The sequence below is a fragment of the Neorhizobium sp. BT27B genome (genome assembly GCF_050455485.1).
Lineage (GTDB): Bacteria > Pseudomonadota > Alphaproteobacteria > Rhizobiales > Rhizobiaceae > Neorhizobium.
In genome coordinates, this window is the sequence record NZ_JBCIYT010000006.1 from 330209 (window position 1) to 355937 (window position 25729).

30 protein-coding genes and 1 tRNA gene are annotated in these 25729 nt (G+C 60.3%); 15 read left to right on the forward strand and 16 right to left on the reverse strand.

Features of this window, described 5'->3' with window-relative positions; all coding sequences use genetic code 11:
* Positions 1-20: 20 nt before the first annotated feature.
* The 4 genes from AAIH70_RS18345 to AAIH70_RS18360 form a co-directional block, all read right to left on the reverse strand.
* Positions 21-278 (reverse strand): DUF1150 family protein, encoded by a 258-nt coding sequence (locus tag AAIH70_RS18345; RefSeq protein ID WP_132276522.1) that lies wholly within the window; start codon positions 276-278, stop codon positions 21-23.
* Positions 279-322: 44 nt separating this feature from the next.
* Positions 323-751, reverse strand: coding sequence for an Hsp20 family protein (locus AAIH70_RS18350; protein ID WP_132276524.1), 429 nt, complete (start codon positions 749-751; stop codon positions 323-325).
* 129 nt (positions 752-880) lie between these two features.
* Positions 881-1780 (reverse strand): ribokinase, encoded by a 900-nt coding sequence (locus AAIH70_RS18355; protein ID WP_132276526.1) that lies wholly within the window; start codon positions 1778-1780, stop codon positions 881-883.
* Positions 1781-1838: 58 nt separating this feature from the next.
* On the reverse strand, positions 1839-3059 hold the full coding sequence (locus AAIH70_RS18360) for a DNA recombination protein RmuC (protein ID WP_132276528.1): 1221 nt from the start codon (positions 3057-3059) through the stop codon (positions 1839-1841).
* A 162-nt stretch (positions 3060-3221) separates the two neighbouring features.
* On the opposite strand from AAIH70_RS18360, the gene def reads away from it, so the two are divergent.
* The 5 genes from def (at position 3222) to truA (ending at position 6238) form a co-directional block, all read left to right on the forward strand.
* Positions 3222-3737, forward strand: coding sequence for a peptide deformylase (gene def / locus AAIH70_RS18365; protein WP_245519230.1), 516 nt, complete (start codon positions 3222-3224; stop codon positions 3735-3737).
* A gap of 62 nt (positions 3738-3799) precedes the next feature.
* A complete protein-coding gene (locus tag AAIH70_RS18370; RefSeq protein WP_132276532.1) occupies positions 3800-4090 on the forward strand; it encodes a FitA-like ribbon-helix-helix domain-containing protein in 291 nt (96 codons plus the stop codon).
* Positions 4087-4506, forward strand: a complete 420-nt coding sequence (locus AAIH70_RS18375; protein ID WP_132276534.1) for a PIN domain-containing protein — start codon at positions 4087-4089, stop codon at positions 4504-4506. Before AAIH70_RS18370 ends, AAIH70_RS18375 begins: the two co-directional genes overlap by 4 nt.
* A gap of 20 nt (positions 4507-4526) precedes the next feature.
* Positions 4527-5483 (forward strand): methionyl-tRNA formyltransferase, encoded by a 957-nt coding sequence (gene fmt / locus AAIH70_RS18380; protein ID WP_132276536.1) that lies wholly within the window; start codon positions 4527-4529, stop codon positions 5481-5483.
* A complete protein-coding gene (truA, locus tag AAIH70_RS18385; protein WP_132276538.1) occupies positions 5483-6238 on the forward strand; it encodes a tRNA pseudouridine(38-40) synthase TruA in 756 nt (251 codons plus the stop codon). The genes fmt and truA overlap by 1 nt, the downstream gene beginning before the upstream one ends.
* 18 nt (positions 6239-6256) lie before the next feature.
* On the opposite strand, the gene AAIH70_RS18390 is transcribed toward truA, so the two are convergent.
* The 3 genes from AAIH70_RS18390 to dapD are packed head-to-tail and all read right to left on the reverse strand — an operon-like array spanning position 6257 to position 8916.
* Complete coding sequence (locus AAIH70_RS18390) at positions 6257-6850, reverse strand: hypothetical protein (RefSeq protein WP_132276540.1); 594 nt, start codon at positions 6848-6850, stop codon at positions 6257-6259.
* On the reverse strand, positions 6834-8030 hold the full coding sequence (gene dapE, locus AAIH70_RS18395) for a succinyl-diaminopimelate desuccinylase (RefSeq protein ID WP_430035138.1): 1197 nt from the start codon (positions 8028-8030) through the stop codon (positions 6834-6836). The genes AAIH70_RS18390 and dapE overlap by 17 nt, the downstream gene beginning before the upstream one ends.
* A gap of 25 nt (positions 8031-8055) precedes the next feature.
* The gene (dapD, locus tag AAIH70_RS18400; protein WP_132276542.1) at positions 8056-8916 is read right to left on the reverse strand and encodes a 2,3,4,5-tetrahydropyridine-2,6-dicarboxylate N-succinyltransferase; all 861 of its coding nucleotides are present in this window, start codon (positions 8914-8916) and stop codon (positions 8056-8058) included.
* Between the two features lie 127 nt (positions 8917-9043).
* Between dapD and AAIH70_RS18405 the strand changes: the two genes are divergently transcribed.
* Both AAIH70_RS18405 and AAIH70_RS18410 read left to right on the forward strand, forming a co-directional pair.
* Positions 9044-9904 carry an LOG family protein gene (locus AAIH70_RS18405; RefSeq protein WP_132276544.1) on the forward strand — a complete coding sequence of 287 codons (861 nt, stop codon included), beginning with the start codon at positions 9044-9046 and terminating at the stop codon, positions 9902-9904.
* A 58-nt stretch (positions 9905-9962) separates the two neighbouring features.
* Positions 9963-10271: a hypothetical protein gene (locus AAIH70_RS18410; protein ID WP_132276546.1), complete on the forward strand. Its 309-nt coding sequence runs from the start codon at positions 9963-9965 to the stop codon at positions 10269-10271.
* A 75-nt stretch (positions 10272-10346) separates the two neighbouring features.
* Here the strand turns inward: AAIH70_RS18410 and AAIH70_RS18415 are convergent, their stop codons facing one another.
* The gene (locus tag AAIH70_RS18415) at positions 10347-10955 is read right to left on the reverse strand and encodes a hypothetical protein (protein ID WP_132276548.1); all 609 of its coding nucleotides are present in this window, start codon (positions 10953-10955) and stop codon (positions 10347-10349) included.
* Positions 10956-11077: 122 nt separating this feature from the next.
* Positions 11078-11785: a pyrimidine 5'-nucleotidase gene (locus AAIH70_RS18420; protein ID WP_132276550.1), complete on the reverse strand. Its 708-nt coding sequence runs from the start codon at positions 11783-11785 to the stop codon at positions 11078-11080.
* Between the two features lie 62 nt (positions 11786-11847).
* On the opposite strand from AAIH70_RS18420, the gene AAIH70_RS18425 reads away from it, so the two are divergent.
* Positions 11848-12387, forward strand: a complete 540-nt coding sequence (locus AAIH70_RS18425) for a methylated-DNA--[protein]-cysteine S-methyltransferase (RefSeq protein WP_430035080.1) — start codon at positions 11848-11850, stop codon at positions 12385-12387.
* Between the two features lie 15 nt (positions 12388-12402).
* On the opposite strand, the gene argB is transcribed toward AAIH70_RS18425, so the two are convergent.
* Positions 12403-13290, reverse strand: a complete 888-nt coding sequence (gene argB, locus AAIH70_RS18430) for an acetylglutamate kinase (RefSeq protein ID WP_132276554.1) — start codon at positions 13288-13290, stop codon at positions 12403-12405.
* Positions 13291-13439: 149 nt separating this feature from the next.
* On the opposite strand from argB, the gene AAIH70_RS18435 reads away from it, so the two are divergent.
* The 3 genes from AAIH70_RS18435 (at position 13440) to AAIH70_RS18445 (ending at position 15437) form a co-directional block, all read left to right on the forward strand.
* Positions 13440-13982 (forward strand): sigma-70 family RNA polymerase sigma factor, encoded by a 543-nt coding sequence (locus tag AAIH70_RS18435; RefSeq protein ID WP_132276556.1) that lies wholly within the window; start codon positions 13440-13442, stop codon positions 13980-13982.
* The gene (locus tag AAIH70_RS18440; protein WP_132276558.1) at positions 13979-14692 is read left to right on the forward strand and encodes an anti-sigma factor; all 714 of its coding nucleotides are present in this window, start codon (positions 13979-13981) and stop codon (positions 14690-14692) included. The genes AAIH70_RS18435 and AAIH70_RS18440 overlap by 4 nt, the downstream gene beginning before the upstream one ends.
* A 190-nt stretch (positions 14693-14882) precedes the next feature.
* The gene (locus AAIH70_RS18445; protein WP_132276560.1) at positions 14883-15437 is read left to right on the forward strand and encodes a fasciclin domain-containing protein; all 555 of its coding nucleotides are present in this window, start codon (positions 14883-14885) and stop codon (positions 15435-15437) included.
* A 144-nt stretch (positions 15438-15581) separates the two neighbouring features.
* Here the strand turns inward: AAIH70_RS18445 and yihA are convergent, their stop codons facing one another.
* The 4 genes from yihA to rpmH form a co-directional block, all read right to left on the reverse strand.
* Positions 15582-16241, reverse strand: a complete 660-nt coding sequence (gene yihA / locus AAIH70_RS18450) for a ribosome biogenesis GTP-binding protein YihA/YsxC (protein WP_132276562.1) — start codon at positions 16239-16241, stop codon at positions 15582-15584.
* Positions 16242-16372: 131 nt separating this feature from the next.
* Positions 16373-18184: a membrane protein insertase YidC gene (gene yidC / locus AAIH70_RS18455; protein WP_132276564.1), complete on the reverse strand. Its 1812-nt coding sequence runs from the start codon at positions 18182-18184 to the stop codon at positions 16373-16375.
* Positions 18168-18590 carry a ribonuclease P protein component gene (gene rnpA / locus AAIH70_RS18460; protein ID WP_132276566.1) on the reverse strand — a complete coding sequence of 141 codons (423 nt, stop codon included), beginning with the start codon at positions 18588-18590 and terminating at the stop codon, positions 18168-18170. Before rnpA ends, yidC begins: the two co-directional genes overlap by 17 nt.
* Positions 18591-18603: 13 nt before the next feature.
* Complete coding sequence (rpmH, locus tag AAIH70_RS18465) at positions 18604-18738, reverse strand: 50S ribosomal protein L34 (protein ID WP_132276568.1); 135 nt, start codon at positions 18736-18738, stop codon at positions 18604-18606.
* A gap of 437 nt (positions 18739-19175) precedes the next feature.
* On the opposite strand from rpmH, the gene AAIH70_RS18470 reads away from it, so the two are divergent.
* The 3 genes from AAIH70_RS18470 to AAIH70_RS18480 all read left to right on the forward strand — a co-directional run bounded on the left by AAIH70_RS18470 (position 19176) and on the right by AAIH70_RS18480 (position 23145).
* Positions 19176-21230 carry a HAMP domain-containing methyl-accepting chemotaxis protein gene (locus AAIH70_RS18470; RefSeq protein WP_132276570.1) on the forward strand — a complete coding sequence of 685 codons (2055 nt, stop codon included), beginning with the start codon at positions 19176-19178 and terminating at the stop codon, positions 21228-21230.
* A gap of 177 nt (positions 21231-21407) precedes the next feature.
* Positions 21408-22910, forward strand: a complete 1503-nt coding sequence (locus AAIH70_RS18475) for a sensor histidine kinase (protein WP_430035084.1) — start codon at positions 21408-21410, stop codon at positions 22908-22910.
* A 158-nt stretch (positions 22911-23068) separates the two neighbouring features.
* A tRNA-Arg gene (locus AAIH70_RS18480) sits at positions 23069-23145 on the forward strand.
* Between the two features lie 77 nt (positions 23146-23222).
* Here the strand turns inward: AAIH70_RS18480 and AAIH70_RS18485 are convergent.
* Entirely contained in the window at positions 23223-23432 is a 210-nt protein-coding gene (locus AAIH70_RS18485) for a hypothetical protein (RefSeq protein WP_132276572.1), read from the reverse strand.
* Between the two features lie 160 nt (positions 23433-23592).
* Here AAIH70_RS18485 and hemN point away from each other — a divergent pair, with 160 nt between their 5' ends.
* Entirely contained in the window at positions 23593-24936 is a 1344-nt protein-coding gene (gene hemN, locus AAIH70_RS18490) for an oxygen-independent coproporphyrinogen III oxidase (protein WP_132276574.1), read from the forward strand.
* A 3-nt stretch (positions 24937-24939) separates the two neighbouring features.
* On the opposite strand, the gene cysQ is transcribed toward hemN, so the two are convergent.
* Complete coding sequence (cysQ, locus tag AAIH70_RS18495) at positions 24940-25725, reverse strand: 3'(2'),5'-bisphosphate nucleotidase CysQ (RefSeq protein ID WP_132276576.1); 786 nt, start codon at positions 25723-25725, stop codon at positions 24940-24942.
* Between the last annotated feature and the right edge of the window lie 4 nt (positions 25726-25729).

Genomic DNA, 25729 nt, shown 5'->3' on the forward strand with positions numbered 1-25729 from the left:
GGCACCGCGCCGTTTTTTTCTCAGTGAAGGCTGACGGTGCGCAACTCGTCTTCCGCTGCCTTGAAAAAGGTGCTGGAACGGTTGTCGGTCAAGAGAATCGGCGTGCCGTCGGCGCCGAACAGGGCCCAGAGGTCAAGGGTCGGATCGATGTCTGGAGCTTCCGGAAAGCAGCGCGAAACTTCTTCTGAGCGCATCCTGCGGATATAGCCGACTTCACCGGCGCCGAGATCCACAAGTTCATTCTGCGTCAGGCGCGCAGTGGCTTCTTTAAGCAGCATTCCAGCCTCCGTCTTGAGGGCATTCCGGCATCGTCGCCGTTGACCTACTCTGAGACGGAAATATTAATTTTTCGCACCATACGCTCCGGTTCCGGGCGAATGAGATCCACCGACAGAAGCCCGTTGCGCAATCCGGCGCCGCCCACCTGCATGCCGTCAGCCAGCACGAACACACGCTGGAACTGCCGCGCAGCAATGCCGCGATAGAGGTAATCGCGTTCCGGCATGTCGATCTGGCGGCCGCGGATCACAAGCTGGTTTTCCTCGACAGTGACGTCGAGTTCCTCTTCTGAAAACCCCGCAACCGCGATGGTGATGCGCAAGCGCTCATCACATCCTGTGGTGCTCGCGGCAATGCGCTCGATATTGTAGGGCGGATAGCCGTCATTCGCCTTTGCCAGGCGCTCAAGGGTCTTTTCCATCGCGTCAAAACCCAGAAACAGCGGGCTTGCGAAGGTCGTGCTTCGGCTCATGTCGTGTCAGTCCTTGAATTCAAGCGACCATGTCCGCACCCGAAAGTGGCATGCGGCTCCGACATTCATATGGGAAATCTGCAGCCTTGCTGCAAGCACCGAAAGCGCCCGCAGCAAGGGGAAAGCGCATCAAAGATGCGCGGCAACCTCTTGCGCCGTCGGTATCGACGGTTGTGCGCCGGCCTTCAGGCAGGCAAGCGAGCCGGCAATGGCGGCGCGGCGCAGCGCGTCGGGGAAATCAAGCCCCTGCTCAAGCCCGGACACGAGATAACCGCAGAACGTGTCGCCGGCACCGACCGTATCCACGGGCACAATATCAAGCCCCTTGGCCTTGTGCACCATGCCGTTGCGGACAGCGATCACGCCATCACCACCAAGCGTGACGACCAGCGCCTGGCCGCGTATGGAGTGCCATTCCAGCATCGCCGCTTCACGTTCGTCAGCGCGTGTGATGGTCCTGCCGATCAGCAGTGAAAATTCCGTCTCGTTGGCAACGACTATATCGGCAAGCGTTGCCAGCTCTGCAGCCTCCGGTGTCAGCGGCGCAGTGTTGAGAATGCTGACGATATGCTGGGCGCGGGCAGACAGAAGGGCGCGTTCGACGCTCGCCGCCGGAATTTCCAGCTGCAGCATGAGCAGGCTGCCGGCCCGCATCGTGCCGACGGCAATGTGAGCCTGATCGTCATCGATCGTGCCATTGGCACCCGGCACGACGACGATCATGTTCTCGCCATCGCCGCCCACCAGGATCTGCGCAGTGCCTGTCGGCTCGCTGCTGCGGGCCACTGCCGAAAGATCGACGCCGGCTTCATCCAGCAATTCCAGCGCGGGCCCGGCAAACTCGTCCTCGCCCACAGAGCCTGCCATGTGTACGCTGCTGCCTGCCCTTCTGGCCGCCAGCGCCTGATTGGCGCCCTTGCCGCCGGCAGCCGTCGAGAAGCCGGTGCCGGCAACGGTTTCGCCGGGCTCCGGCAGGCGGGGCGTGGTGGCGATGAGGTCCATGTTGATGGAGCCGAGGACAGTGATCATGAAAAGCCTGTGCGTGCGTTCGAAGCAGATATTTTGCGGGCGACACTGCCCGACTGTATCAGTCCTCGTCAACCACCCGCAGTTTCAGCAGGCCGGTGCGGCTTTCGACGCCGTGCGAAACTGTGGGGGGATGGGCCTCGATGCCTGGGCTGTGAGGAGCGGGAGCCTCAAGCTCCAGCGCGCCGATTTTCGCGCCGCGACGGTTCAGCTTGTCTGATGAGGTCAGGATCTGTTCGACATCCTTCTGCGCTGCCATGAAATGGCTCTGCAGTTTGCGCGTGCGGTCGTCCAGCCTGCCGAGATCGTCCATCAAAAGCGCCACTTCGCCCTGGATCAGATGCGCCTGCTCGCGCATGCGCTGATCCTTCAGCACAGCCTGTATCACCTGAATGGAAAGCATCAGCAGGGAAGGGGAGACGATGACGATGCGGGCGCGCTGTGCCTTCTGCACCACGCCTTCGAAATGCTCGTGGATCTCTGCAAAGATCGATTCCGATGGCACGAACAGGAAAGCGGTCTCCTGCGTCTCGCCATGGATCAGGTATTTTTCGGAAATATCCTTGATGTGGACTTCCAGGTCGCGGCGAAACTGCTGGCCGGCATTGCGGCGAATATCCGCATCCGTGGCTTCGCGAAAAATATTCCAGGCTTCCAGTGGGAATTTTGCGTCGATCACCAGCGGCGGCGCGCCGTTTGGCATGGCAATCGTGCAATCCGGCCGCGTGCCGTTGGACAGCATGGTCTGAAAACCGTAGGCGCCGAGCGGTAGCGCGTCGGCAACGATCGTTTCCATCCGCCCCTGACCGAAGGCGCCGCGTGTCTGCTTGTTAGAGAGAATAGCCTGCAGGCCAACCACGTCCTTCGCCAGCGTCTGGATATTGTTCTGCGCTGCATCGATGACCGCAAGCCGCTCCTGCAGCGCCCGCAGACTGTCATGGGTGGATTTGGTCTGTTCGGTGATGGTGGTACCGAGCCTGTGGCTCATGCCGTCCAGTCGCTGGCTGACGGCGCGGTTGAGTTCCGACTGGCGCGTGCTCAGCGCTTCGCCCATCGCCGCCATGCGCCCCTGCATTTCCGCCTGCGCCCGCAGCAGTTCGGCAAGCCGCGCATCCGCCTCCGTGGCGCGGCGCGCCGCCTCTTCCTGCGCATCGGCAGCAGCGCGTCTGCCGGACAATGCCATCAGCAACGCGAAGATCAGCAGCAGGGCAACGACGCCGGCAAGGGCCGCAAGCATTGGGTTGCCGGTCAGCACGGCCAGAAGGGTTTGTTGGGTTTCCATGGCGCAAGCCTAGCAGATTTCCTGTTGTGCGAAAGATCAAAACAGGAACAAAATGCGATGATGCGCGCGATGGCAATGAAGATTGTTCGTTGGCCGATAGTCGCATGAACCGGCTTTGCAATTTTTGTTTTCCCGCCGAAAAAGATGAGATATGGGGAGGGCATGACGATCAAGCCGCTTATTATTCTGCCCGATCCAGTGCTGCGCACGGTTTCCGCCCCCATCGAACGTGTCGACGACGAGGTATTGAAGCTCGCCGACGACATGCTGGAAACGATGTATGACGCGCCCGGCATCGGCCTTGCCGCCATCCAGATCGGCGTAGCGCGCCGCCTGCTGGTGATCGATGTCGCCAAGGAAGGCGATCCCGCACAGCCGATGGTGTTTATCAACCCGGAGATCGTTAAGTCCTCCGACGAGCGCTCGGTTTACGAAGAAGGCTGCCTGTCGATCCCGGAATATTATGCCGAGGTCGAACGCCCGGCGACGGTGACGGTGAAACACATCGGTCGTGACGGCAAGGAACATATGCTGGAGGCCGACGGCCTGCTGGCCACCTGCTTCCAGCACGAGCTCGACCACCTCAACGGCATCCTCTTCATCGACCATATTTCGCGCCTGAAACGCGAGATGGTGATCAAGCGGTTCACCAAGGCTGCCAAGGCGAAGGTGGTCTGACGGCTGCGTTGAAAAAACGTCGCGCCGCACCTATGATATTGCCGATATCACAGGAGGTGGCCATGGGTGATCTGCTGGTGCGCGATGTTTCCGAGGAATTGAAAGAAAGCCTTGTGGCCCGAGCCGACAGGGCAGGCCACAGCGTGTCCGATGAAGTGAAGGCCATCCTGCGGCAGGAAGTGGGAGAGGTTCCGCAGGCGCCTGACCTTGATGGGATGTCGGCGCTCGAAGCTTTGCGTTCCATCATGAAGGCGGATAACGCAGAAGAAGAAGCCATATATATCGAGATCATGGAGGAGATCGAGGCGGAGCGCAAACGCGACTTCGGTCGTCCGTTCGAGGATTTCGAGTGATCGTTCTCGATACGAACATCATTTCCGAACTCACCCATGCCAACCTTCACCGGTCGGTCGCGCGTTGGTACGGCGCCAATCTGCATTCGGATATCTATCTCTGTGATATCGTGGTGATGGAGCAGGCTTATGGTGCTGAAAGGTTCTTGCGACGCACCGGTTCCTCTCGGCATGAAACCAAGCTCTCCGAGACGCTGAAAAGGTTCGGCGGAAAAATTCTGCCACTCACACACGAGAGTGCAATACTGGCCGGCCAACTCCGCGCCCGCCGCGAAAACATTGGTCGTCCTCTCGGCGTGCAGGACGCCATGATTGCCGCCACCTGTCTTTCCCATGGCGCGACGCTTGCCACCCGCAATCGAAAAGATCTCGAGGGGCTTGATCTTCTTCTGGTAAACCCGTTTGAAGACCACTGAACAAAAACGGGCAGAACAGCATGTCGCTTCGCATCATCTTCATGGGGACTCCGGATTTTTCCGTGCCGACGCTTCGGGCGTTGAAGGACGCGGGCCATGAGATCGTCGCGGTCTACAGCCAGCCACCGCGGCCGGCAGGACGGCGTGGACTGGATTTGACCAAATCGCCGGTGCATCAGGCCGCCGAACTGCTCGGCATTCCGGTTCTGACGCCGCTGAATTTCAAGGCCGAGGAAGACCGCGAGACGTTTCGCGCGTTCGAGGCTGATGTCGCCGTTGTGGTGGCTTACGGCTTGCTGCTGCCGGTCGCCATTCTCGAAGGTACAAAGCTCGGCTGCTATAACGGCCACGCCTCACTTCTGCCGCGCTGGCGCGGTGCCGCCCCGATCCAGCGTGCCATCATGGCCGGCGACCAGAAAACCGGCATGATTGTCATGAAGATGGAAAAGGGCCTCGATACCGGCCCGATGGCGCTGACGAAAGAAGTCGAGATCGGCGCGGCGATGACGGCCGGTGAGCTGCACGACAAGCTGATGCTGGTCGGCGCCCGCGCCATGGTCGAGGCCATGGAAAAGCTGGAGGCAGACGACCTGCCGCTGACGACCCAGCCGGAAGAGGGCGTGCTTTATGCCGCCAAGATCGACAAGGGCGAGACGCGCATCGATTTTGCCAGACCGGCGCGTGATGTGCATAACCACATCCGCGGCCTGTCGCCGTTTCCGGGCGCGTGGTTCGAACTGGAGATCAACGGCAAGCCGGAACGCATCAAGGTTCTGGGGTCCGAATGTGGTGAAGCTCAGGGCAAGGCCGGGGAAGTTCTGGCCGATACTGCGTTGCTCGTGGGCTGCGGCGAGGGTGCCGTGCGGCTGACACGCCTGCAGAAGGCCGGCGGCAAGCCGCTCGATGCCGCCGATTTCCTGCGTGGCACGCCGATCGTCGCCGGCACCATTTTGCCCGTGCCCTCCGAGGTCGCCTGATGCCGCGCTTTCGCATGGTCGTCGAATATGACGGCACCGCCTATGTCGGTTGGCAGCGTCAGGATAACGGGCACTCCGTTCAGTCGGCCATCGAGAAAGCCATTCTCAAGCTGACCGGGGAGACGGTATCGATACGTGGCGCCGGCCGCACCGATTCCGGCGTGCATGCGCGTGGTCAGGTCATTCATGCGGATCTGTCGCGGCAATGGCTGCCCCACAAGCTGCGCAATGCCGTCAACGCCCATCTGATGATGGCGAATGAAGGCGTTTCGATCGTCGAGGTCATGGCGGTCGATGACACGTTCGATGCACGATTTTCGGCTCTGAAGCGGCATTATCTCTATCGCATTCTCAATCGCCCGGCGCCGCTGGCGCTGGAGAAGAACCGGGCATGGTGGGTGGCAAAAGAACTCGACCACGAGGCCATGCATGCCGCCGCGCAGACTCTGGTCGGCCATCATGACTTTACCACCTTCCGCTCCACGCATTGCCAGGCCAAAAGCCCGGTGCGCACGCTCGATCGGCTGGATGTGACGCGCGTCGGCGATCTGATCGAGATCCGCGCCAGCGCCCAGAGCTTTCTGCACAACCAGATCCGCTCCTTTGCCGGTACGCTGAAGATTGCGGGTGAAGGCAAGGTGACACCGGATGATGTGCGCAAGGCACTGGAAGCCCGTGACCGCAAGGAATGCGGACCGGTGGCGCCGCCGGAAGGGCTTTATTTCATGAAGGTGGACTATCCCGGCGATCTCTGACGCCGGGAGGAATGTCTATCAGGGCGAGACGCCCAGAAACGTCTGCAGCGCATCAGACAGCAGCAGCGACGGAATGATCAGCGTCATCGCCGTGGTGGCGACGATCAGCGGCTGAGGCCCCAAGATCATTCGCAGGATGCGCGACAGCGAAAACACCAGGCCCAGCAGCAGCGCCAGCCATAAAAGCGCAACAAAACCTTCGCTTCCCGGCAGCAGGAACGCGATGACGATCAGCAGCGCATAGCCGTAGGAAAACGGCACCGACAGCCAGTTCGAAATCACCACGATGGCCGGAAAACGCCCGCGCAAGCCAAGCACCATGCAGAGCACGGCGACCAGCACCAGCGGCACGATCCAGTTCATGCCGTCGATCAGCCCCAGTTTGGCGAAGAATGCCAGGCCCAGTCTTGTGCCCGGCGGACTGTCTTCCAGCACCGCAAGGCGCGCCCAGTTCCAGGAGATCAGCATCGGCGGCAGGCACCAGGCGATCGCCCAGAACGAGCGGTTCATGCCGCGGTCGGTCAAGTCAAGTCGGCGAAACCCTTGTGCGTCGCCCTTGATCAGCAGCCACAGGCCGGAGATGTAAAGTTGAATTTCAGCGAATGACGGCATCGGCAAACCACCGGGTGATGAAGTCGCCATATATGCGGGTCAGTGTTTCGAGATCGGCCACAGCCACACGCTCGTCCACCATATGCATGGTCTGGCCGACAAGGCCGAATTCCACCACCGGGCAATAATCCTTGACGAAACGGGCATCGGACGTGCCGCCGGTCGTAGACAGCTTCGGTTCTTTGCCGGTGATCTCCTTGACCGAGGCGGCGACCGATCCGATCAGCGCATCGTTGCGGGTGAGAAAGACATGGCTGGGGCGTTCAGCCCAGGTGATCTCGTAGCGGGTCGCATCACGGCCGGGGCGCAGCGGGTTTGTCGCCGCCGCAGCATCCAGACGGCGCAGGATTTCCACCTTCACCGTATCGGCCGTCCATGTGTCGTTGAAGCGGATGTTGAAGGCGAATGTCGCTTTGGCCGGCACCACGTTGGTTGCCGGATTGCCGACATCGATCGTCGTCACTTCGAGATTGGAAGCAGGGAATTCCGGTGTGCCGGCATCGAATGGCGGGTCCATCAGGGACGATGCCAATGCCAATGCGCCACGCACCGCATTATCTGCCAGATGCGGGTAGGCGGCATGGCCCTGCACCCCGTAGGCGACGACCTTGCCAGAAACGGAACCGCGACGGCCAATCTTGATCATGTCGCCGAGCACGTCCGGGTTGGTCGGCTCGCCGACAAGGCATGCATCCCAGCGCTCGCCTTTTTCGGCTGCCCATTTCAGCAGCTTGTCCGTGCCATTGACGGCCGGGCCTTCCTCGTCGCCGGTGATCAGGAAAGAGATCGAGCCTTCTGGCGCACCATGCTGTTCGATATGGCGGGCTACGGCGGCGATAAAGCAGGCAATCCCGCCCTTCATGTCCACCGCGCCGCGACCAAACAACTCGCCATCGGCGATCTCGGCGGCAAAGGGCGGATGGCTCCACGAAGCCTCGTCACCGGGCGGCACGACATCGGTGTGTCCGGCAAACATCAGGTGCGGGCCCTCAGTGCCGATACGGGCATAGAGGTTTTCGATGTCCGGCATGCCCTGTTCGCTTGCCACCATGCGCTCGACGGTAAAACCGAGCGGCTTGAGCATGGTTTCCAGTGCGGTCAATGCGCCGCCTTCCGCCGGGGTGACGGAAGGGCAACGGATAAGCGCCTGCAGGTTTGCGACCGGATCAACAACGGACATCGGATAGACCTTGGGATGATTGGGATCAGTCACGCAGCAGTTCGTTGATGCCGGTCTTGGAGCGCGTCTTTTCATCGACGGTCTTGACGATCACGGCGCAATAGAGGTGCGGCGCGGCAAGACCATTCGGCATGGTGGCATTGCCCGACGGCATCGAGCCGGCAACGACGACCGAATAAGGCGGTACTTCGCCGAAGGTGACTTCGCCGGTGGCGCGGTTGACGATTTTTGTCGACTTGCCGATGTAGACACCCATACCGAGAACCGAACCTTCGCGGATGATGCAGCCTTCGACGACTTCCGAGCGTGCGCCGATGAAGCAATTGTCCTCGATGATGGTCGGGCCGGCCTGCATAGGCTCCAGAACGCCGCCAATGCCGACGCCGCCGGACAGGTGCACATTCTTGCCGATCTGCGCGCAGGAGCCGACGGTGGCCCAGGTGTCGACCATCGTGCCTTCATCGACATATGCGCCGAGGTTCACGAAAGACGGCATCAGCACGACGTTCTTGGCGACATAGGCCGAGCGGCGCACGACGGCGTTCGGCACGGCGCGGAAACCGGCCGAGCGGAATTCGCTTTCGCCCCAGCCTTCGAACTTGGACGGGACCTTGTCCCACCAAGTCGAGTTGCCCGGACCGTTCTTGACAACTTCCATGTCGTTGAGACGGAAGGAGAGGAGAACGGCCTTCTTGAGCCACTGGTTGACGGTCCAGTTGCCGTCTTCGCCACGAACCGCGACGCGGGCCTGGCCGCTGTCGAGCAGGTTCAGCGAGGTCTCGACCGCATCGCGCACTTCACCTTTGGTCGAAACGTTGACGCTGTCGCGGTTGTCGAAGGCGGTCTCGATTGTCTTTTCGAGGGCGGCGAAGTCGAAGCTGCTCATGGGGAATCCTTAAACGTCACGCGATATCGTGAAGATGGAGATGGCCTTGCCGTCTGGCAAAAACATGGGCTTTGGTCTAAGCGACCACCGATCAGGCGTCAATGCGATTTGGTACTGAGGGAATGGAATGACAAAGACTGAAAACGAAGCCGCCCGGCGTGCGGACGGTTCATGGGATCCTCTGAAGGACAGCGGCACCGACAAGCGCAAGGCGCAGGCCGTTCCCAAAACTCCGCAGACGATGTCGCCCTCCTATCGCCTTGCCTATGCCGACGAGGACTTTTTGTGCAGCGAGGAACTGCGCCCGGTTCGCCTGCAACTGGAGCTTCTGAAGGTCGAACTGTCGCTCAAGGAAATGGGCATCAACTCGACCGTGGTACTATTCGGTGGCGCGCGTATTCCTGCTCCGGGTGTCGAACCATGGGCGGCGCGCAACGAGGTCCAGCGCAAGAACCTCACGGCTGCCTCCGTCTATTACGAGGAAGCCCGCAAGTTTGCCGGCCTCTGCGCCGAACAGTCGCGGCTTGACGATTTCAAGGAATATGTCGTGGTCACGGGCGGTGGTCCGGGCGTGATGGAGGCTGGCAACCGTGGTGCATCCGAAGTCGGCGCGCCGACCATCGGCCTCAATATCGTGTTGCCGCACGAACAGGCCCCGAACCGGTTTGTGACGCCCGAGCTCAGCTTCAACTTCCACTATTTCGCCATCCGCAAGATGCATTTCCTGACGCGGGCAAAGGCGGTCGTGGTGTTTCCCGGCGGTTTCGGCACGCTGGACGAGATGTTCGAGGCGCTGACGCTGATCCAGACCAAACGGATGGAGCCGATCCCCTTCATCCTGTTTTCCGAATCCTTCTGGCGCGGCATCATCGATTTCGATGCACTCGCCGATTTCGGCACGATCGCGCCGGAAGATCTTGCACTGATCAACTTTGTTGAGACGGCTGATGAGGCGTGGAAGGTCGTTTCGGACTTTTACGAGCTGTAAACCGGATCGATTGCGGCGCTCGAAAAATGCAACTAGGATAAACCGAGAGGTTTATCCCATGAGCCAGGACGTCATCGATCTGAATTTCATCGCCAAACTTCTGCAGCGCACGAATGAAGAGGTTCGTGCGTTACGCAAGGATGTTGCGGACATCCGCACGCTGACACTTCAGACCTATGATTTTTCCCGCCGGCTGGAGCGGAGAGAAGTTGAGCTCAAGGACGATCTGGAGGTCATGGTCAAGATGGAACTGACTGGTGCATTGGCGCATCTTCAATCGAAGCTCGAAGGCACGCTCGGTCGCATCGAGGACAAGCTGGATGGGGTGGTCGACAGGGTCGCCGATCTGGAAAGCCGGCCAAGCTGATCAGGGCGCAATCTCGAAAATATAGAACCCGCCCCTCGGGGGAAAGGGGCGGGTTCTGCAACGCTCTGCCGGAAATTAGAGGGGGCGGTTCGGCAGGTCGTCGATGCTGATGGCACCATCCTTGTTGGTGTCCATGAAGGCGAAGAATTTTTCCGTTGCAGCCGTTGCTTCTGCCTTGCTCACCTGACCGTTTTCGTCGGTGTCGGCGAAGCGGATGAAGCCCATTCCACCGCCGCCCTTGCCGTGGCGGCCGGGGCCGTTTGCGTGGTGGCGCTTGCCGTCCTTGCCTTCGGCGCGTTCTTCCGGCTTCTTGTCGCCGTCCTTCTTGGCTTCCTCACGCTCAGGGCGCGGGTTTTCCTTGCGGAAGGCTTCCATGGCGGCCTTGCGATAGGCGCGGAATTCGCCCGGCGTCAGTGAGCCGTCCTTGTCTGCGTCGATTTCGGCAAACTTCTTTTCCTCGAAGGCGGTCAGTTCGGCCTTCGTCACCTTGCCGTCCTTGTCGGTATCGGCGTTCTTCAGGAGGTAGATGAAAGCGCGGTCCTTCATCATCGGGCCGCCCATCTCGTGGCGCGGACCATGGCCCTTCGGGCCGCGATCGCCGGGAGCCGCAAAGCTTGCGGGGGCGGTGGCGCCGAACACGAAGGCGGCTCCAAGGGCAGCAAGTGCGATCTTCTTGGCGTTCATGATGTTTCCTTCCCTATTGCTTCTTACAGCCTCAAGGTAAGGGGCGGTGCCGCGCGGCACCACTTAAACATCTGTAAGGTGGATGAACTTTCGGTAAGGTAGGCGCAAACCCACCGGCCCTGTTACGCCCGAAGTGCCTGCAGGAAGCCGGTAAGGTCCTGCGTCAGGTAATCGATATGCACATCCTCGTCGCTGATCTTTTCCCAGCGTTCGATAACGATGTCTGCCGTCACTTCCGGTGCCAGAAGAACGGTGCGCATGCCCATCGCCTTCGGGGCGATCAGGTTGCGGGGCAGGTCCTCGAACATGGCCGCGTTCTTCGTGTCGACACGGTGCAGGATAGCGAACTTGTCATAGGTAGCGCTGGCCGGTTTGGGCAGGTAGTCGGCCGCGACGATGTCAAAAATGTCGTCGAACTGGTCGAGAATGCCCATAGCGCCGGCGGCCGCCTCCGCATGCGGCACGGTGCCGTTGGTCAGGATGAATTTTCGGCCAGGCAGCGCCTTGATTGCCTCGCCGAGATCCGGCTGCGGCTGCAGCAGCGAATAATCGATCGCATGCGCGCGTTCCAGAAAGGCGGCGGGATCGATTGCGTGATTGAGCATCAGGCCTTTCAGCGTCGTGCCATGCTCGTGGTAATATTTCTTCTGAAGCAGTTTTGCTTCCGCCGGCTCCATCTGCAGCAGTTCCGCCACGAAGGCGGTCATGTTGGTATCGATCTGCGCGAACAGATTGATGTGATGCGGATAGAGCGTATTGTCGAGATCGAACACCCATTCGGTGACATGGGCGAAATCGGCGGGGTCGGGCAAAGTCTTCAGGTGAGGCATGCCGGGGTTATGCACTGCCGCTGAAATAAAGGCCAGTGCGAAAAGGCGGGAGGGAGAGAGGAATGGAAGGGATCGGCCTGTCCGCGAAATGGTTCGAAACACCGATCGGCCCGATTCTCGCCGTCACCAGCGAGACGCATCTTGTTGCCGTCGAGTTTCATGACGAGAAGACAAGGGACAACGCGGTGTCGCAGCTTGAGCGCAAGCTGAAGACCAATGTCATTCCGGGCGGCAGCGATGCGCTCGAACAGTTTTCCGATGAGTTCGCAGCTTATCTGGCGGGCAAACAATTCGAGTTTCGCGTCCCGCTTCATTACGAGGGCACGGAGTTCGAACGTCGTGTCTGGCGGGCTCTGCTGGATGTACCGCTCGGGGAAACCTGTTCCTACGGCGATCTGGCGCGTGCGATCTGCGAACCGACGGCGTTTCGGGCGGTGGCTCAGGCCAACAATGCCAACCGCATCCCGATCGTCATTCCCTGCCACCGCTGCATCGGTTCGGATGGTTCGCTGACCGGGTTCGGCGGTGGTCTGTGGCGCAAGAAATGGCTCCTGCGCCACGAAGGCGATATGCGGCCGGTGGGCTTGTTCGCCCTCTCCTGACCGTGTCCGGGCTGATCAGGGAACGATCAGCGTGCCCGCACCGTGTTCGGTGAAGATCTCGAGCAGCACGGAATGGGCGGTCTTGCCGTTGAGGATGACGACACCCTGAACGCCTGACCGGATCGCATCGATGCAGGTCTCGACCTTGGGGATCATGCCGCCGGAAATCGTGCCGTCCTTGATCAAGGCCTGCGCCTGCGCAACGGTCAGTTCCTTGATCAGGTTCTTGTCGCGGTCCAGCACGCCCGGCACGTCGGTGAGGAAGAGCAGGCGGGTGGCATGCAGCGCACCGGCAATGGCGCCGGCAAACGTATCGGCGTTGATATTGTAGGTGGCGCCGTCACGGCCCGGAGCAACCGGCGCGATGACCGGGATCATTTCCGATTTTGCCAGAAGATCGAGCAGGGTGCGGTCGACTTCCACCACTTCGCCGACAAAACCGAGATCAAGCACGCGCTCGATATTGCTGTCGGGATCGATCACGGTCTTTTTGGCCTTTTCGGCAAACACCATGTTGCCGTCCTTGCCGCACAGGCCGATCGCCCATTCGCCGGTCTGGTTGATCAGCGCGACGATTTCCTTGTTGATCGAACCGGCGAGAACCATTTCGACGATCTCGACCGTCTTCTGGTCCGTGACACGAAGTCCGCCTTCGAACTTCGATTCGATGCCCATCTTGGTCAGCATGGCGCCGATCTGCGGGCCACCGCCATGAACGACGATCGGGTTGACGCCCGACTGTTTCAGTAAGGCGATGTCGGCCGCAAAGGCCTTGCCCAGCGCGGTGTCGCCCATGGCATGACCGCCGTATTTCACGACGATCGTCTTGTTTTCATATCGCTGCATGTAGGGCAAAGCCTGTGCAAGCAACTGGGCCTGGAGTTCGCTTTCGGAAGCCGTCATGGAAATATCCCTACATCTCGAGTGCGGGCCTTTTAACGCATGTTTTTGACGGTGAAAACAATTCCTGCGCAGATTTAGCAATCTGCCATATTGACATCGCGGCTCATTGGCCAACCTTTGCGGGATAGGGACATAAAGGGGATGCAAGCATGGCGGGTGAAGACCTCGCGGGGATGATTTCGCGCGTAAGCCTTGGCGACAGGGCCGCGTTTTCGGCGCTTTATAGTGCAACCTCGCCGAAACTTTTCTCCGTCTGCCTTCGTATTCTCAAGGACAGGACCGATGCCGAAGATGCCCTCCAGGAAATCTTCGTCAAGATCTGGCACCGTGCAGACCGTTTTGCTGCAAGTGGCATAAACCCGCTTGGCTGGCTGATGGCGATTGCCCGTAACCACTCGATCGACCTGTTGCGGGCGCGCCGACCGGTGGCCAGCAATATCGATGAAGAGGGATGGGACATCGCCGATAGCGGTGCCGATCCTGAACAGGCTGCCGTGCTGAAAGGCGAGGGCAAGCGCATTGACACGTGCATGGAAGAGTTGGAATCTGACCGCGCAGGCGCCGTTCGAAGCGCCTATGTGGAGGGTTTGAGTTATCAGGAACTGGCAGACCGCCACGCCGTGCCGCTCAACACGATGCGCACCTGGCTGCGGCGGAGCCTATTGAAGCTGAGAGAGTGCTTGGACAGATGACCACACCGGACCAGAGCGAAGGTGATAGAGCCCGCGACCAGGTGATTGCCGGGGAATATGTGCTCGGCGTGCTGTCGCTCGAAGAGCGCCGCAATGTCGAGGCCCGCATGGCGCGTGACATGGCCTTTGCCGCCATGGTCGGGCGCTGGTCGGAAAACCTGTCGAGCTTCAACGACGAATATGAGCTGACCACGCCGCGCGCCGGTGTCTATCCTCGGATCGAGGCACGGCTTTTCCCGGCGTCTGCAAAGTCAGGTTTTGCCGGTGTCTGGAGTTCGGTGACCTTGTGGCGTTCGCTGACGGCGCTTTCGATCATACTGCTCGCCGGCACGGTCATCTGGCAAAACCAGCCGTTCGGAAAGCCCGCACCCGGCCAGCCGCTGGTGGCGCAGATGTCGGGCGAGGGTAATGCCATCAGCCTCGTCGCCAGCTATCGGGCCGATAGCGGTCGCCTGTCGGTAACACCGGTCGCGGCCGGACCAAGCGACCAGAAATCGCTCGAACTGTGGATGATCTCCGGCAACGATCCGGCTGTGTCGCTCGGCGTTTTGCCGCAAAGCGGCGAGGGCGAGATCGAGATACCGGATGCCATGCGCAGCCGCATCGCTGCCGGCGTCACGCTTGCCGTCAGTCTCGAACCATATGGTGGTTCGCCGACCGGCACGGCAACCGGCCCGGTCATTGCGGCGGGCCAGACCCGCGCGCCATAAGGCCAACTTCTCGCATGAATGAACTTCGAAAAATCCGGCGCGCAATCGCCGGATTTTTTCTTTTATCTATCGCTCGGGTTGAAACTCTTTTCCGTCCACATCCGTCTCTTCTTATGTTCCGAGGATGAGGAACCAGCGCTCCGGCAGCCCGCCGAGACCGCCGGAACAATTGTGGAAGAGGACTCCTGAAATGTTGAAATCCGTTATTCGCGCGCTGGCGATCGTCGGCGTGGTGGCTGCTGCTGGCGTGGCGCAGGCCAAGAACCCGATGGTCGGCGGTGCCGCCATGTACGACAACAAGAACATCGTTGAAAACGCCGTGAACTCGAAGGATCACACCACATTGGTGGCAGCCGTGAAGGCGGCCGGTCTTGTCGATACCCTTTCAGGCAAGGGACCGTTCACGGTATTTGCGCCCACCAACGAAGCCTTCGCCAAGCTGCCGAAGGGCACGGTCGATACGCTGCTGAAGCCGGAAAACAAGGCACAGCTGACCAAGGTTCTGACCTGCCATGTGGTTGCCGCCAATGCCATGTCCACGGCCATCGAAAAGATGATCAAGGACGACAAGGGCACTCATGACGTCAAGACGGTCGGCGGCTGCGTGCTGAAGGCCAAGGAAACGATGGGCAAGATCACCCTGACCGATGAAAACGGCAATGTCGCAAATGTGACGATCGCCGACGTCAAGCAGTCGAACGGCGTCATTCACGTCATCGATGCGGTGCTTCTGCCGAAAATGTAAGTTCGGATGCGCATGGTCCGGCCGAAGATGAGTTCGATGTGAGCTCAGATGGCCGGGCCATCACTCTATGACGGCCGCTTCCGCCCCGAAGCCGGCCGTTCAGCCGGCCTGGCGGTGTCCCCCTGCCGTCCCCACAGCAATCCGTCAGGCCGGCTTCCCGACGGCAACACCGATGGCACGACGAAGATCGTCGATGCCCCCCGCCTTTTCCGATGAGGTCGCCAGCACTTCCGGGAAGGCCGCCGGCCGCTTGCGAATTTTTTCCGTCGTTTCCGCGAGCAGTTTAGCGACGCCGGGCGCCTTGATCTTGTCGGTCTTGGTCAGCACGACCTGATAGGACACAGCCGCCTTGTCGAGCAGGTCCAGCACTTCATCGTCGTTCTTCTTGATGCCGTGACGGCTGTCGATCAGCACGTAGACGCGCTTCAGCGTGGACCGGCCACGCAGATAATCGAAGACCAGCTTGGTCCAGTTGTCGACCAGTTCCTTCGGCGCCTGCGCATAACCGTAACCGGGCATGTCGACGATCGCCATCGGCGGCAGGTCGCCCGCCTGGCCGGAAAAACCATCGGGAACGAAATAGTTGAGTTCCTGCGTGCGGCCTGGCGTGTTCGATGTGCGCGCCAGTCCCTTCTTGGCCACCAGCGCATTGATCAGCGACGACTTGCCGACATTGGAGCGGCCGGCAAAGGCCACTTCCAGCGGGCCTTCCGGCGGCAGGAAATCCATCGAAGGCACGCCACGGATGAAGATCCAGGGGCGGCCGAACAGTGGCTTGGCGTCCATGTTTCCGTCAGTGGGCATTGGTGTTGGTGTCCTGTCTTTGATCCGAAGGCTCGGGCTTCGTGGTTTTGGGCCGCAATGTCAAGCTTTGCGGGTTAAGGGCAGCCGGCAACGCCCAAAGAAAAACCCCGCCGAAGCAGGGTTTCTCATGCTTATTTCTTGTCTTCGGCGGGCTTTTCCGCCGGTGGCTTTTTCTTGAACATGCTCGCCAGATTTCCGAACAGTTCGATCTTGGCGCCGTGGCGCTTCATGATGATCGCCTGCTGGGTGACCGAGAGCGTGTTGTTCCAGGCCCAGTAGATGACCAGACCGGCCGGGAAGCTTGCCAGCATGAAGGTGAAGACCAGCGGCATCCAGGTGAAGATCATCGCCTGGGTCGGATCCGGAGGCGTCGGGTTCATGCGCATCTGCACGAACATGGTGACACCCATGACCAGCGGCCATACACCGATCATCAGCGCATGCGGCACGTCGTAGGGCAAGAGGCCGAAGAGGTTGAACAGCGAGGTTGGGTCCGGCGCCGAAAGGTCCTGGATCCAGCCGAAGAACGGCGCATGGCGCATTTCGATGGTCACGTAGATGACCTTGTAGAGCGCGAAGAACACCGGGATCTGCAGAAGAACCGGCCAGCAACCCGCGATCGGGTTGATCTTTTCTTCCTTGTACAGCTCCATCATGCCCTTTTGCAGGGCCATGCGGTCGTCGCCATGCTTGGCCTTCAGCTCTTCCATCTTCGGCTGAACGCGCTTCATGTTGGCCATCGAAGCATACTGCTTGCTGGCCAGCGGGAAGAAGATCGCCTTGACGACGATAGTGGTGAGCAGGATGGCGACACCAAAGTTGCCGACGTGACGGAAGAAGAAGTCCATCAGCTGGAACATCGGCTTGGTGAAGAACCAGAACCAGCCCCAGTCGATCATGCGGTCGAACAGCGGGATCGAGAACTGGGTTTCATACTGCGAGATCAGCGGCACTTCCTTGGCGCCGGCGAAAAGCAGGTTCTTCAACTCGGTCGAGCCATTCGGCTGGATGGTGACATTGTCGGTCTTGAAGTCGGCCTGGTAACGCGGCTGACCATCGGTGAAGTGCGAATAACGCGACTCGTAGGCAACGGCCTGCGGCGGTACGAGAGCTGCTGCCCAGTACTTGTCGGTGATGCCGAGCCAGCCACCGGTCGCCTTCGGATGCGTGACGTTCTCTTTTTCGATGTTCGAATAGGTGTTTTCCGAAAGGCTGCCATCGGTGCCCGCGACGCCGAGGAAACCTTCATGGATAACCCAGACCGAAGGTGTTGCCGGCTTGTTGTAGCGGGTGACGCGGCCATAGGAGCCGATGTTGATGGCGGCAGCGGTCGGGTTGTCGATCTTGTCGTCAATCGTCAGCATGTAATGCTCGTCGACGGAGATCTTGCGGGTGAAAACCACGCCCTTGTCGTTGGTCCAGGTCAGGGTGACCGGGGTCTGCACAGTGACCTTTTCGCCGCTGGCGACGGTCCACTGGGTGCCGGGGCCCGGAACGCTGCCGGAATCGGCGCTACCGACAAAGCCGACTTCGCTGAAATAACCGTCCTTGGTGTCGGCCGGGGAGAACAGCGTGATGAGCGGGCTCGAGTCATCCACGGTCTCGTGGTACTCGCGCAGCTTCAAATCGTCGAAGCGCGCGCCGGTCAGGTTGATCGAGCCGGACAGTGCCGGTGTATCGATGACAACGCGCGGCGACTTGGCAAGCGATTCTTCACGTGTGGCCGTGGCCTGAGCCTGTGTTGCGCCCGGAAGGCCGGTGGTCGGCGAGGTCGCGCCCGGGCTTTCCGGGTTGATGGTCTGCTGCTGCGCCTGCTGGGCCTTGAGGGCCTCGTCGGCGCGCTGCTGGGCTTCCATGCGCGGGCCCATATAGAGGAACTGCCAGGCAAGGACGATCAGGACCGATAGTCCGATCGCGATGAAGTAATTACGGTTTTTTTCCATCATGCTTTCCTGGGGCGGAGTTCCTCGGATTGCCTTGTCTCGGGCGGCTCTCGATGCGCTGGGAAAGCGCGGCCTCCAAGTCGGCAAAATTCGCCGTCAGCACTTCGCGTCGGGCGACAATGACATAATCGTGTCCGTCTTTCATTGCAATTGCGGCACTGTGCCCGACGGCTGCCTTGAGCCGTCTGCGCATGCGGTTTCTCTCAACCGCGTTGCCATGCTTCTTGGTGACGGTGAACCCGACGCGGGCACCGGTATCCGGTTCCTGGCGGTCGAGAACTTCCAGAAGGAAGAATTTGCCCTTGCGGCGTTCTCCTTCCCGGACACGCAGAAACTGCGGACGGCTTTTCAGCCGCCCGACAGCGTTTTTCGGAGGTTTGTCGTCTTTGGTCGCCCGGTTTGTCATCGGGCAGCCGGCCTTAGGCCGAAAGACGCTTGCGGCCGCGTGCGCGGCGAGCAGCCAGAACCTTCTGGCCACCATTGGTTGCCATGCGCGAGCGGAAACCGTGACGACGCTTGCGAACAAGCTTGGACGGCTGGTAGGTACGCTTCATTTTTTTAATACCGCGGTGTGCGGCCCTTCTTGGGTTTGCTTCAAAGAGCAAGAGCGTTGCGAAAGAAACGTTCCGGCACAGGCCTGCGATGACGCGGGACCGGGTGGCCGGACGTTGGCGGGCTTATAAGGGCAGTAGCGCGCGAAAGTCAATCACCGAAGGCTTTAAAGCGCCATTGGGCGCCGCCGGATCGTTTGCTGCGATGCGGCGATTTTCAGCATTTGCGTTGTGCGCTGCAATAAATACTTCCGCTGGTTGAGTTTATGATCAAAGTATATCCTGGGATGTATTTGATTTAAAAGAATATATCTGTCCGAATTATTTATTGTCGAAAGTTTTTATTAAAATGCAAATGATAGTTCTGCCGGATCAGGTCCGGTTTTCCCAGTTTTGTTCTGCGTAGCGCCGTGTCCGTCGTACCTTGTGGGGGAGGTTTCATGAAAATCCGTGGCAGAATTAATTTACTCGTAGGCCTGATGAGCCTGGTCGCCTTTGCGATCGGCGGCCTGTCGTTGTTCACCATCCTTGAGTATCAGGAACGCGTCGATATCTCCGAGGCGGCTTCGGATCGTGTTTATAACGGCGAGCACCTGAACCGTATTGTTACGGCTGTCGTCATGGAGGCACGCGGTATCTACGCTGCAGACACCACCGCCAGCGCCGAGCCTTTTGCGAAAGGCGTTCTGGCCAACCTCGATGAAATGTCCAAGGTGATCGCAGACTGGCAGTTGCTTGTTCCTGCCGCACAGCGGGCTGATTTCGATGTGATCTCCGCCCAGTCTCGTGCCTTTATTCAGTTCCGTTCCGAAACCGTCCGGCTGGTGCGTGAACAGGGACCTGAAGCCGCTGCAATACAGGGAAATAACGAAGCCAATCGTGCAAATCGCAAGGCGTTTCAGGCCAGCATCGACAAGGTCGTCGCCGCGGATCAGGCGGAACTGGTGTCGATTGGCGAAGGGCTGCATGTCTTCAGCAAGACCGTTCTCCTGCTGGTATCTGCCGTCACCGTTTTCGGCGTCCTGATCGGTGCAGCATTCGGCCTGATCACCGGCCGTCGCCATCTCAGCAATCCGATCGTCGAGCTGACCGGCGCGATGACGCGTATCGCCGGTGGCGATTTCGGCACGCAGGTACCGTCGACCGGCCGCAAGGACGAGATCGGCGACATGGCAGCCGCTGTCGAAGTGTTCAAGCGCAATGGTCTCGAAGTGTCGCGCATGAATGCCAGCGAAGCCGATCTGCGCGGCAAGAACGAAGAATTCCGTCGCCGCATGGCCGAAGTGGTGACCGCCGCTGTCGGTGGTGATTTCACCCGCCGCATCAACCATTCCTTCGGCGAACCGGGCCTTGATACTTTTGGCCGCGATGTCGATCAGCTTGTCGGCAGTGTCGATACGGGCGTGTCCGAAGTCCGCCGTGTCGTCGCCAGCTTGGCGGAAGGTGATCTGACGCAATCCATGCGCGGCGAGTTCCGTGGTGCCTTTGCGGAACTGCAGCAGAATGTCGAAGGCGCCATGGGCAACCTGCGCACCACGATGAAGGACGTGCGCGGCGCAACCACCTCGATCAACGACAATTCCAACGAATTGCGTTCGGCAACCGACGACCTTTCCAAGCGCACCGAACAGCAGGCTGCGGCGCTTGAGGAAACCTCGGCGGCACTCGACCAGATCATGGCCGTGGTGCGTAATTCCGCCGATCGTGCCCAGGAAGCCAGCACGATGGTGACGGAAGCCAAGCACAGCGCTGCCCAGTCGGGCACGGTGGTGCGCAGTGCCGTCGATGCCATGGGCCGGATCGAACAGGCCTCGCGTGAAATCAGCCAGATCATCAATGTCATCGACGAGATCGCTTTCCAGACCAACCTTCTGGCACTGAATGCCGGAGTCGAGGCGGCACGCGCCGGTGAGGCGGGCAAGGGCTTTGCAGTCGTGGCGCAGGAAGTGCGCGAGCTTGCCCAGCGCTCCGCCAATGCCGCCAAAGACATCAAGGGGCTGATCACCAAGTCCGGTCAGGAAGTGTCGAGCGGTGTCACGCTGGTGCAGAAGACCGGTGAAGCGCTGACCGAGATCGAAAGTCGCGTTCACAGCATCAACGACCATATCCATTCGATTGCAACGGCTGCCCGCGAACAGGCCACCGGCCTTGCCGAGGTCAATACCGCCGTCAACCAGATGGATCAGGTGACGCAGAAGAACGCCGCCATGGTGGAGGAAACCTCGGCCGCCACGCACAAGCTGTCGTCGGAAGCCAACCATCTGTTCGGTCTGGTGTCCCGGTTTGACATCGGCGCGGGCGCCGGTTCAGGCAATGTCGCGGCACCACGTATTGCCGCCGCCGGCAATGTTCGCGCCGTTGCTGCGGATACCCGGCCGTCTGCGCATGTTTCTCCGGCCCGCCGCATGGTTGGCACGCTCGCCCGTGCCTTTGGTGGCGCAGGTGCCGCAGCAGCAGTCTCCGCCCCATCCGGCGATAGCTGGGAAGAGTTCTGATCGCCTGACAACGTCGACTTACCGATGCAACAAAACAACGGCGGCCGCCAAAACGGCCGCCGTCTTCGTTCTGCGCAGTCTCTCTTGGCAAAGGATTGGAAAAATCCCCATCTCCCGCTAATATGAAGTCTCGTCGGCGCAATGATTTTCGCCGGTATGCATGCCATGGAGAAACGCATGACAGACGATGCGGCGCTTATGCCTCGGGAAGCCGAGACGCGCCCAGCGGCCGATTTTCCGCTGGAGCCGATGCCGCGCGTTTTTGGTGGCCTGTCGGGGCGCCTTCTCTGGCTCACCGTGATTTTTGTCATGCTGGCCGAAATCCTGATCTTTGTGCCGACCGTTGCCAACATGCGCGATGGCTGGTTGCGGGATCGTCTGGATACGGCCGCTGCCGCCGGCATCGTCATCGATGGTCTCCAACCGGCAGAACTGCCGCGTGCCGTTCAGGATGATACGCTGCTTGCCACCGGCACCAAGGTCATCGCGCTGCGCAAGGATGGCACCTCGCGGCTTCTGGCCGCCATGGATATGCCGCCGCAGGTCGATGAACAGATCGATCTTGCCGCGCAGACGCCGCTGACGTCGATGCGTGATTCTCTCGAAACGCTGGTATTCGGCGGCAATCGCATCATGCGCGTTTACGGGCCGATCGGCGAAAGCGACATGATCATCGAGCTGGTGATGAGCGACAAAGCCCTGCACAAGGCCATGCTCAGCTTCTCCCGAGACATGTTCATCCTGTCCTTGATGATCTCGCTGATCACCGCCTTCATGATCTATGTCGCCATCAACCGCATGATGATCAAACCGATCCGCCGCTTGACGCGCGGCATGCAGATCTTTTCCGAGCACCCTGAAGATCCCGGCCGGCTGTTCAGTCCGGCCAAGGAAAAGGGTGAGCTGGCCGTCGCCGGCCGCCACCTGACGGCCATGCAGGTGGAGCTGCAGCGAACGCTGAAACAGCAGAAGAACCTTGCAGACCTCGGCCTTGCCGTCTCCAAGATCAACCACGACATGCGCAACATCCTCGCCTCCGCACAGCTGATGTCGGACAGGCTGGTGGATGTCGATGATCCGATGGTGCGCAGCTTTGCGCCAAAACTGTTGCGCACGATCGACCGCGCCGTCGAATATTCCACCGAGGTGCTGGCTTACGGGCAGGCCCGCGAGGCGGCACCAAAACGTCGGCGCATCCGTCTTGGTAGTCTCTGCCAGGAGGTGCGGGACATGCTGGCGCTCGATCCCGATGGCGAGATCGAATATCTGGACCAGATTCCCACAGACCTGGAAGTCGACGCCGATAGCGAGCAGCTGTTTCGCGTCATCCACAATCTGTGCCGCAACGCCGTGCAGGCGCTCGCACAGGCAGATGTCGTTGATCCGCTCGTCGGCCGTCGTGTCAGCGTCACGGCGCAGCGACTGGGCAGCGTCGTCGGCATCACCATCGATGACACCGGGCCGGGCATGCCGCGCAAGGCGCGCGAAAACCTTTTTTCCGCATTTCGTGGTTCGGCCCGCTCCGGTGGCACGGGCTTGGGTCTCGTCATTGCCCGCGAACTGGTTCTCGCCCATGGCGGCACGATCGGTCTGGTGGAAAAACCGGGACCGGGAACACAGTTCCGCATCGAGATTCCGGATCGTCCTGTTTCCTTCGAAGACTATCGGGCTCGGGCCTGATACGTTTTTCGCAATGAATTCAATGGTGCGTACGACTTATGTCGGTAAAATGACAAATCGGGCGGGAAAATCGCTTGCATTCGTTTCCGGGACGTTTTAGAGGATCGCCACGCCAGCGGAACACGCCGCTGACGAGGCGGGACACACCGCCGACAGACGCACCCGTAGCTCAGCTGGATAGAGCACCAGACTACGAATCTGGGGGTCAGGAGTTCGAATCTCTTCGGGTGCGCCATTTCTCTTTCCTTTGAAACAGCACAATAACACTGACAAAGCCGACCGCATTTATGCGTGGCATTGCAGGCTTGTTTCTCAAGTCTGCCGCCATATCTTGCCGGCGGCATAACCGAGCGCCAATGTCATCACTGCGACTGCTATGCCCGCGCTGATCACGCCCGCTGGCGTGATTCGGGCGCTGGCCTGCATGGTGATGTGTTTTCCGACCCGCATCTCGAAATCGGACCTGATCTCCTCGGGGTGAGGAAGAGGGGCGGGCAGAAGTGTTTCCTGAACCAATGACATTACGACGCTCCCGTTCGAATGTGGCGCGTTTCCGCGATAGCTGGCTGGATGGCCAAGCCTACATCATCGCAAGCGCTTTGGGGATGGCGGACGAGACTTGATCGAAGTCAAGGAATTGTCCGCAAGGCCGGCCTAATTTTCGGGCAAACAGGAGCCCTTCATGCACCCGGATCTCGTCGCCCGTTACGCTGCACCCGTCCCCCGCTACACCAGCTATCCGACCGCCCCGCATTTCCACGCCGGCGTCGGCCCGGACGATTATGTGGCATGGCTTGGTGAGCATGATGGTCCGCTCTCGCTTTACCTGCACGTGCCCTTCTGTGACCGCCTCTGTTGGTACTGTGGCTGCCACACCAAGCAGGTTAAGCGCTACGATCCGCTGGCAACCTATCTCGATGCCCTGCTGCTGGAAGTCGGCCTCGTCGCGGCTGCCTTGAGGAACCGCCGAAAGGTGATCGCCATCCATTTCGGTGGCGGCTCCCCCACCATGATCGCGCCGAAGGATCTGCTGCGGCTGCGGCAGGCGCTCGACAACCATTTCGATATCGCAGAAAACTGCGAGATCAGCGTCGAGATCGACCCCGGTTTCGTCGATGAGGAAAAGCTCACCGCCTGGCGCGATTTCGGCGTCACCCGTGCCAGCATCGGCGTGCAGGATTTCGATGAGGCCGTGCAGAAGGCCATCAACCGTCCGCAGAGTTTTGAGCAGACCGCCTTCGTGGTGCAAACGCTGCGCAAGCTCGGTATCAATGGCGTCAATCTCGATATCGTCTACGGCCTGCCGCATCAGACCATGGAAAGCGTGGCACGCACGATCGAGCTTTCGCTTGCCATGCAGCCGGATCGGTTTGCCATTTTTGGCTATGCGCATGTGCCGTGGATGAAAAAACACCAGACGCTGATCGATGAGCAGGCTCTGCCCGGCATTCAGGATCGGTTCGCCATGGCAGGCCTTGTGGCCGAACGGCTCGAGGCGGCGGGTTACCTCGCCATCGGTATCGACCACTTTGCCAGGCCCGGAGACAGCCTTGCCACAGCCCTTGAGGCAGGCGAGGTGCATCGCAATTTCCAGGGTTATACCACCGATGCCGCCCCCGGCCTTGTCGGCCTCGGCGCATCCTCCATCGGCAAGGTCGGCCGGGGTTATGTGCAGAACATCGTGGCGACCGGTGAATATATGCGCACCGTCAGGCAAGGCCGTCTGCCTGTTCTGCGCGGCAAGGAGCTGACGGATATCGATCGTGTCGTCGGCGCCGCCATCGAGGACCTGATGTGCAATTACGCGTTTTCCGTCAGCGATCTGGAACGGCGCTTCGGTTCGGCCGCGGCGGTGCTGCGGCCGGAAGCGGCGCAGATCCACCAGCAGGATGGTGACGGCATGACGGCATTCGATGGCGACGTGTTTTCCGTCACCCCGCAGGGCCGCACGTTTGTGCGCACCATTGCCTCACGCTTCGACCGCTACTTTGGTCAGGGCGCGGCCCGCCACTCGGTTGCAGTCTGAACGTCAGGCGGTCTCGGCCTTGCGGCCCCAGGCGATGAAGGAGGGGTTGGCAAAGTCGCTGTCATGGCTCTGGTTGCGTTTGCCGTAGAGGAGCGGTTTGCCATCCAGTCCAAGCGTCCTGCCGCCGGCGGCGCGTAAAATCGCGTCGCCGGCGGCGGTGTCCCATTCCATCGTGCGGGTGAAGCGCGGATAGACGTCGGCGCCGCCCTCGGCGAGCATGCAGAATTTCAGCGATGAGCCGATACTGCGACAGTCTTTCACCGCATGTTCGGCCACGAATGCATGCGTCTTTGCATCGCAATGCGAACGGCTGATCAGTCCCACCGGTGGTGTCACCACGGTGCGGCTGGCAATCGGCACGCGGATCGTCACCTTGCCCTCGTCGGATACCGCCATTTTCCACGCCGTGTCACCCTCTCCGGCATAGGCAACGCCGAGCGCCGGTGCATAAACGATGCCGGCCACCGGCACGCCATGGTCGATCAGGGCGATGTTGACGGTGAAATCACTGTTGCGGGCAATGAATTCCTTGGTGCCATCCAGCGGATCGACCAGAAAGAAACGGCTGTCTATATCCGGCACATGGCCGGCGGCGACAGCTTCCTCGGCAATCACCGGAATATCGGGAAATGCTTCGGTCAGCGCCGAGACGATGATCTCCTCGGCGATCTCGTCAGCCTGCGTTACCGGGCTCGCATCCGCCTTCAGCGACACGTCCATGCCGTTGCGGTAGACATCGAGAATAGCGGCACCCGCAGTCAGGGCGGCTTTTCCGAATATGGCGAGCATCCGA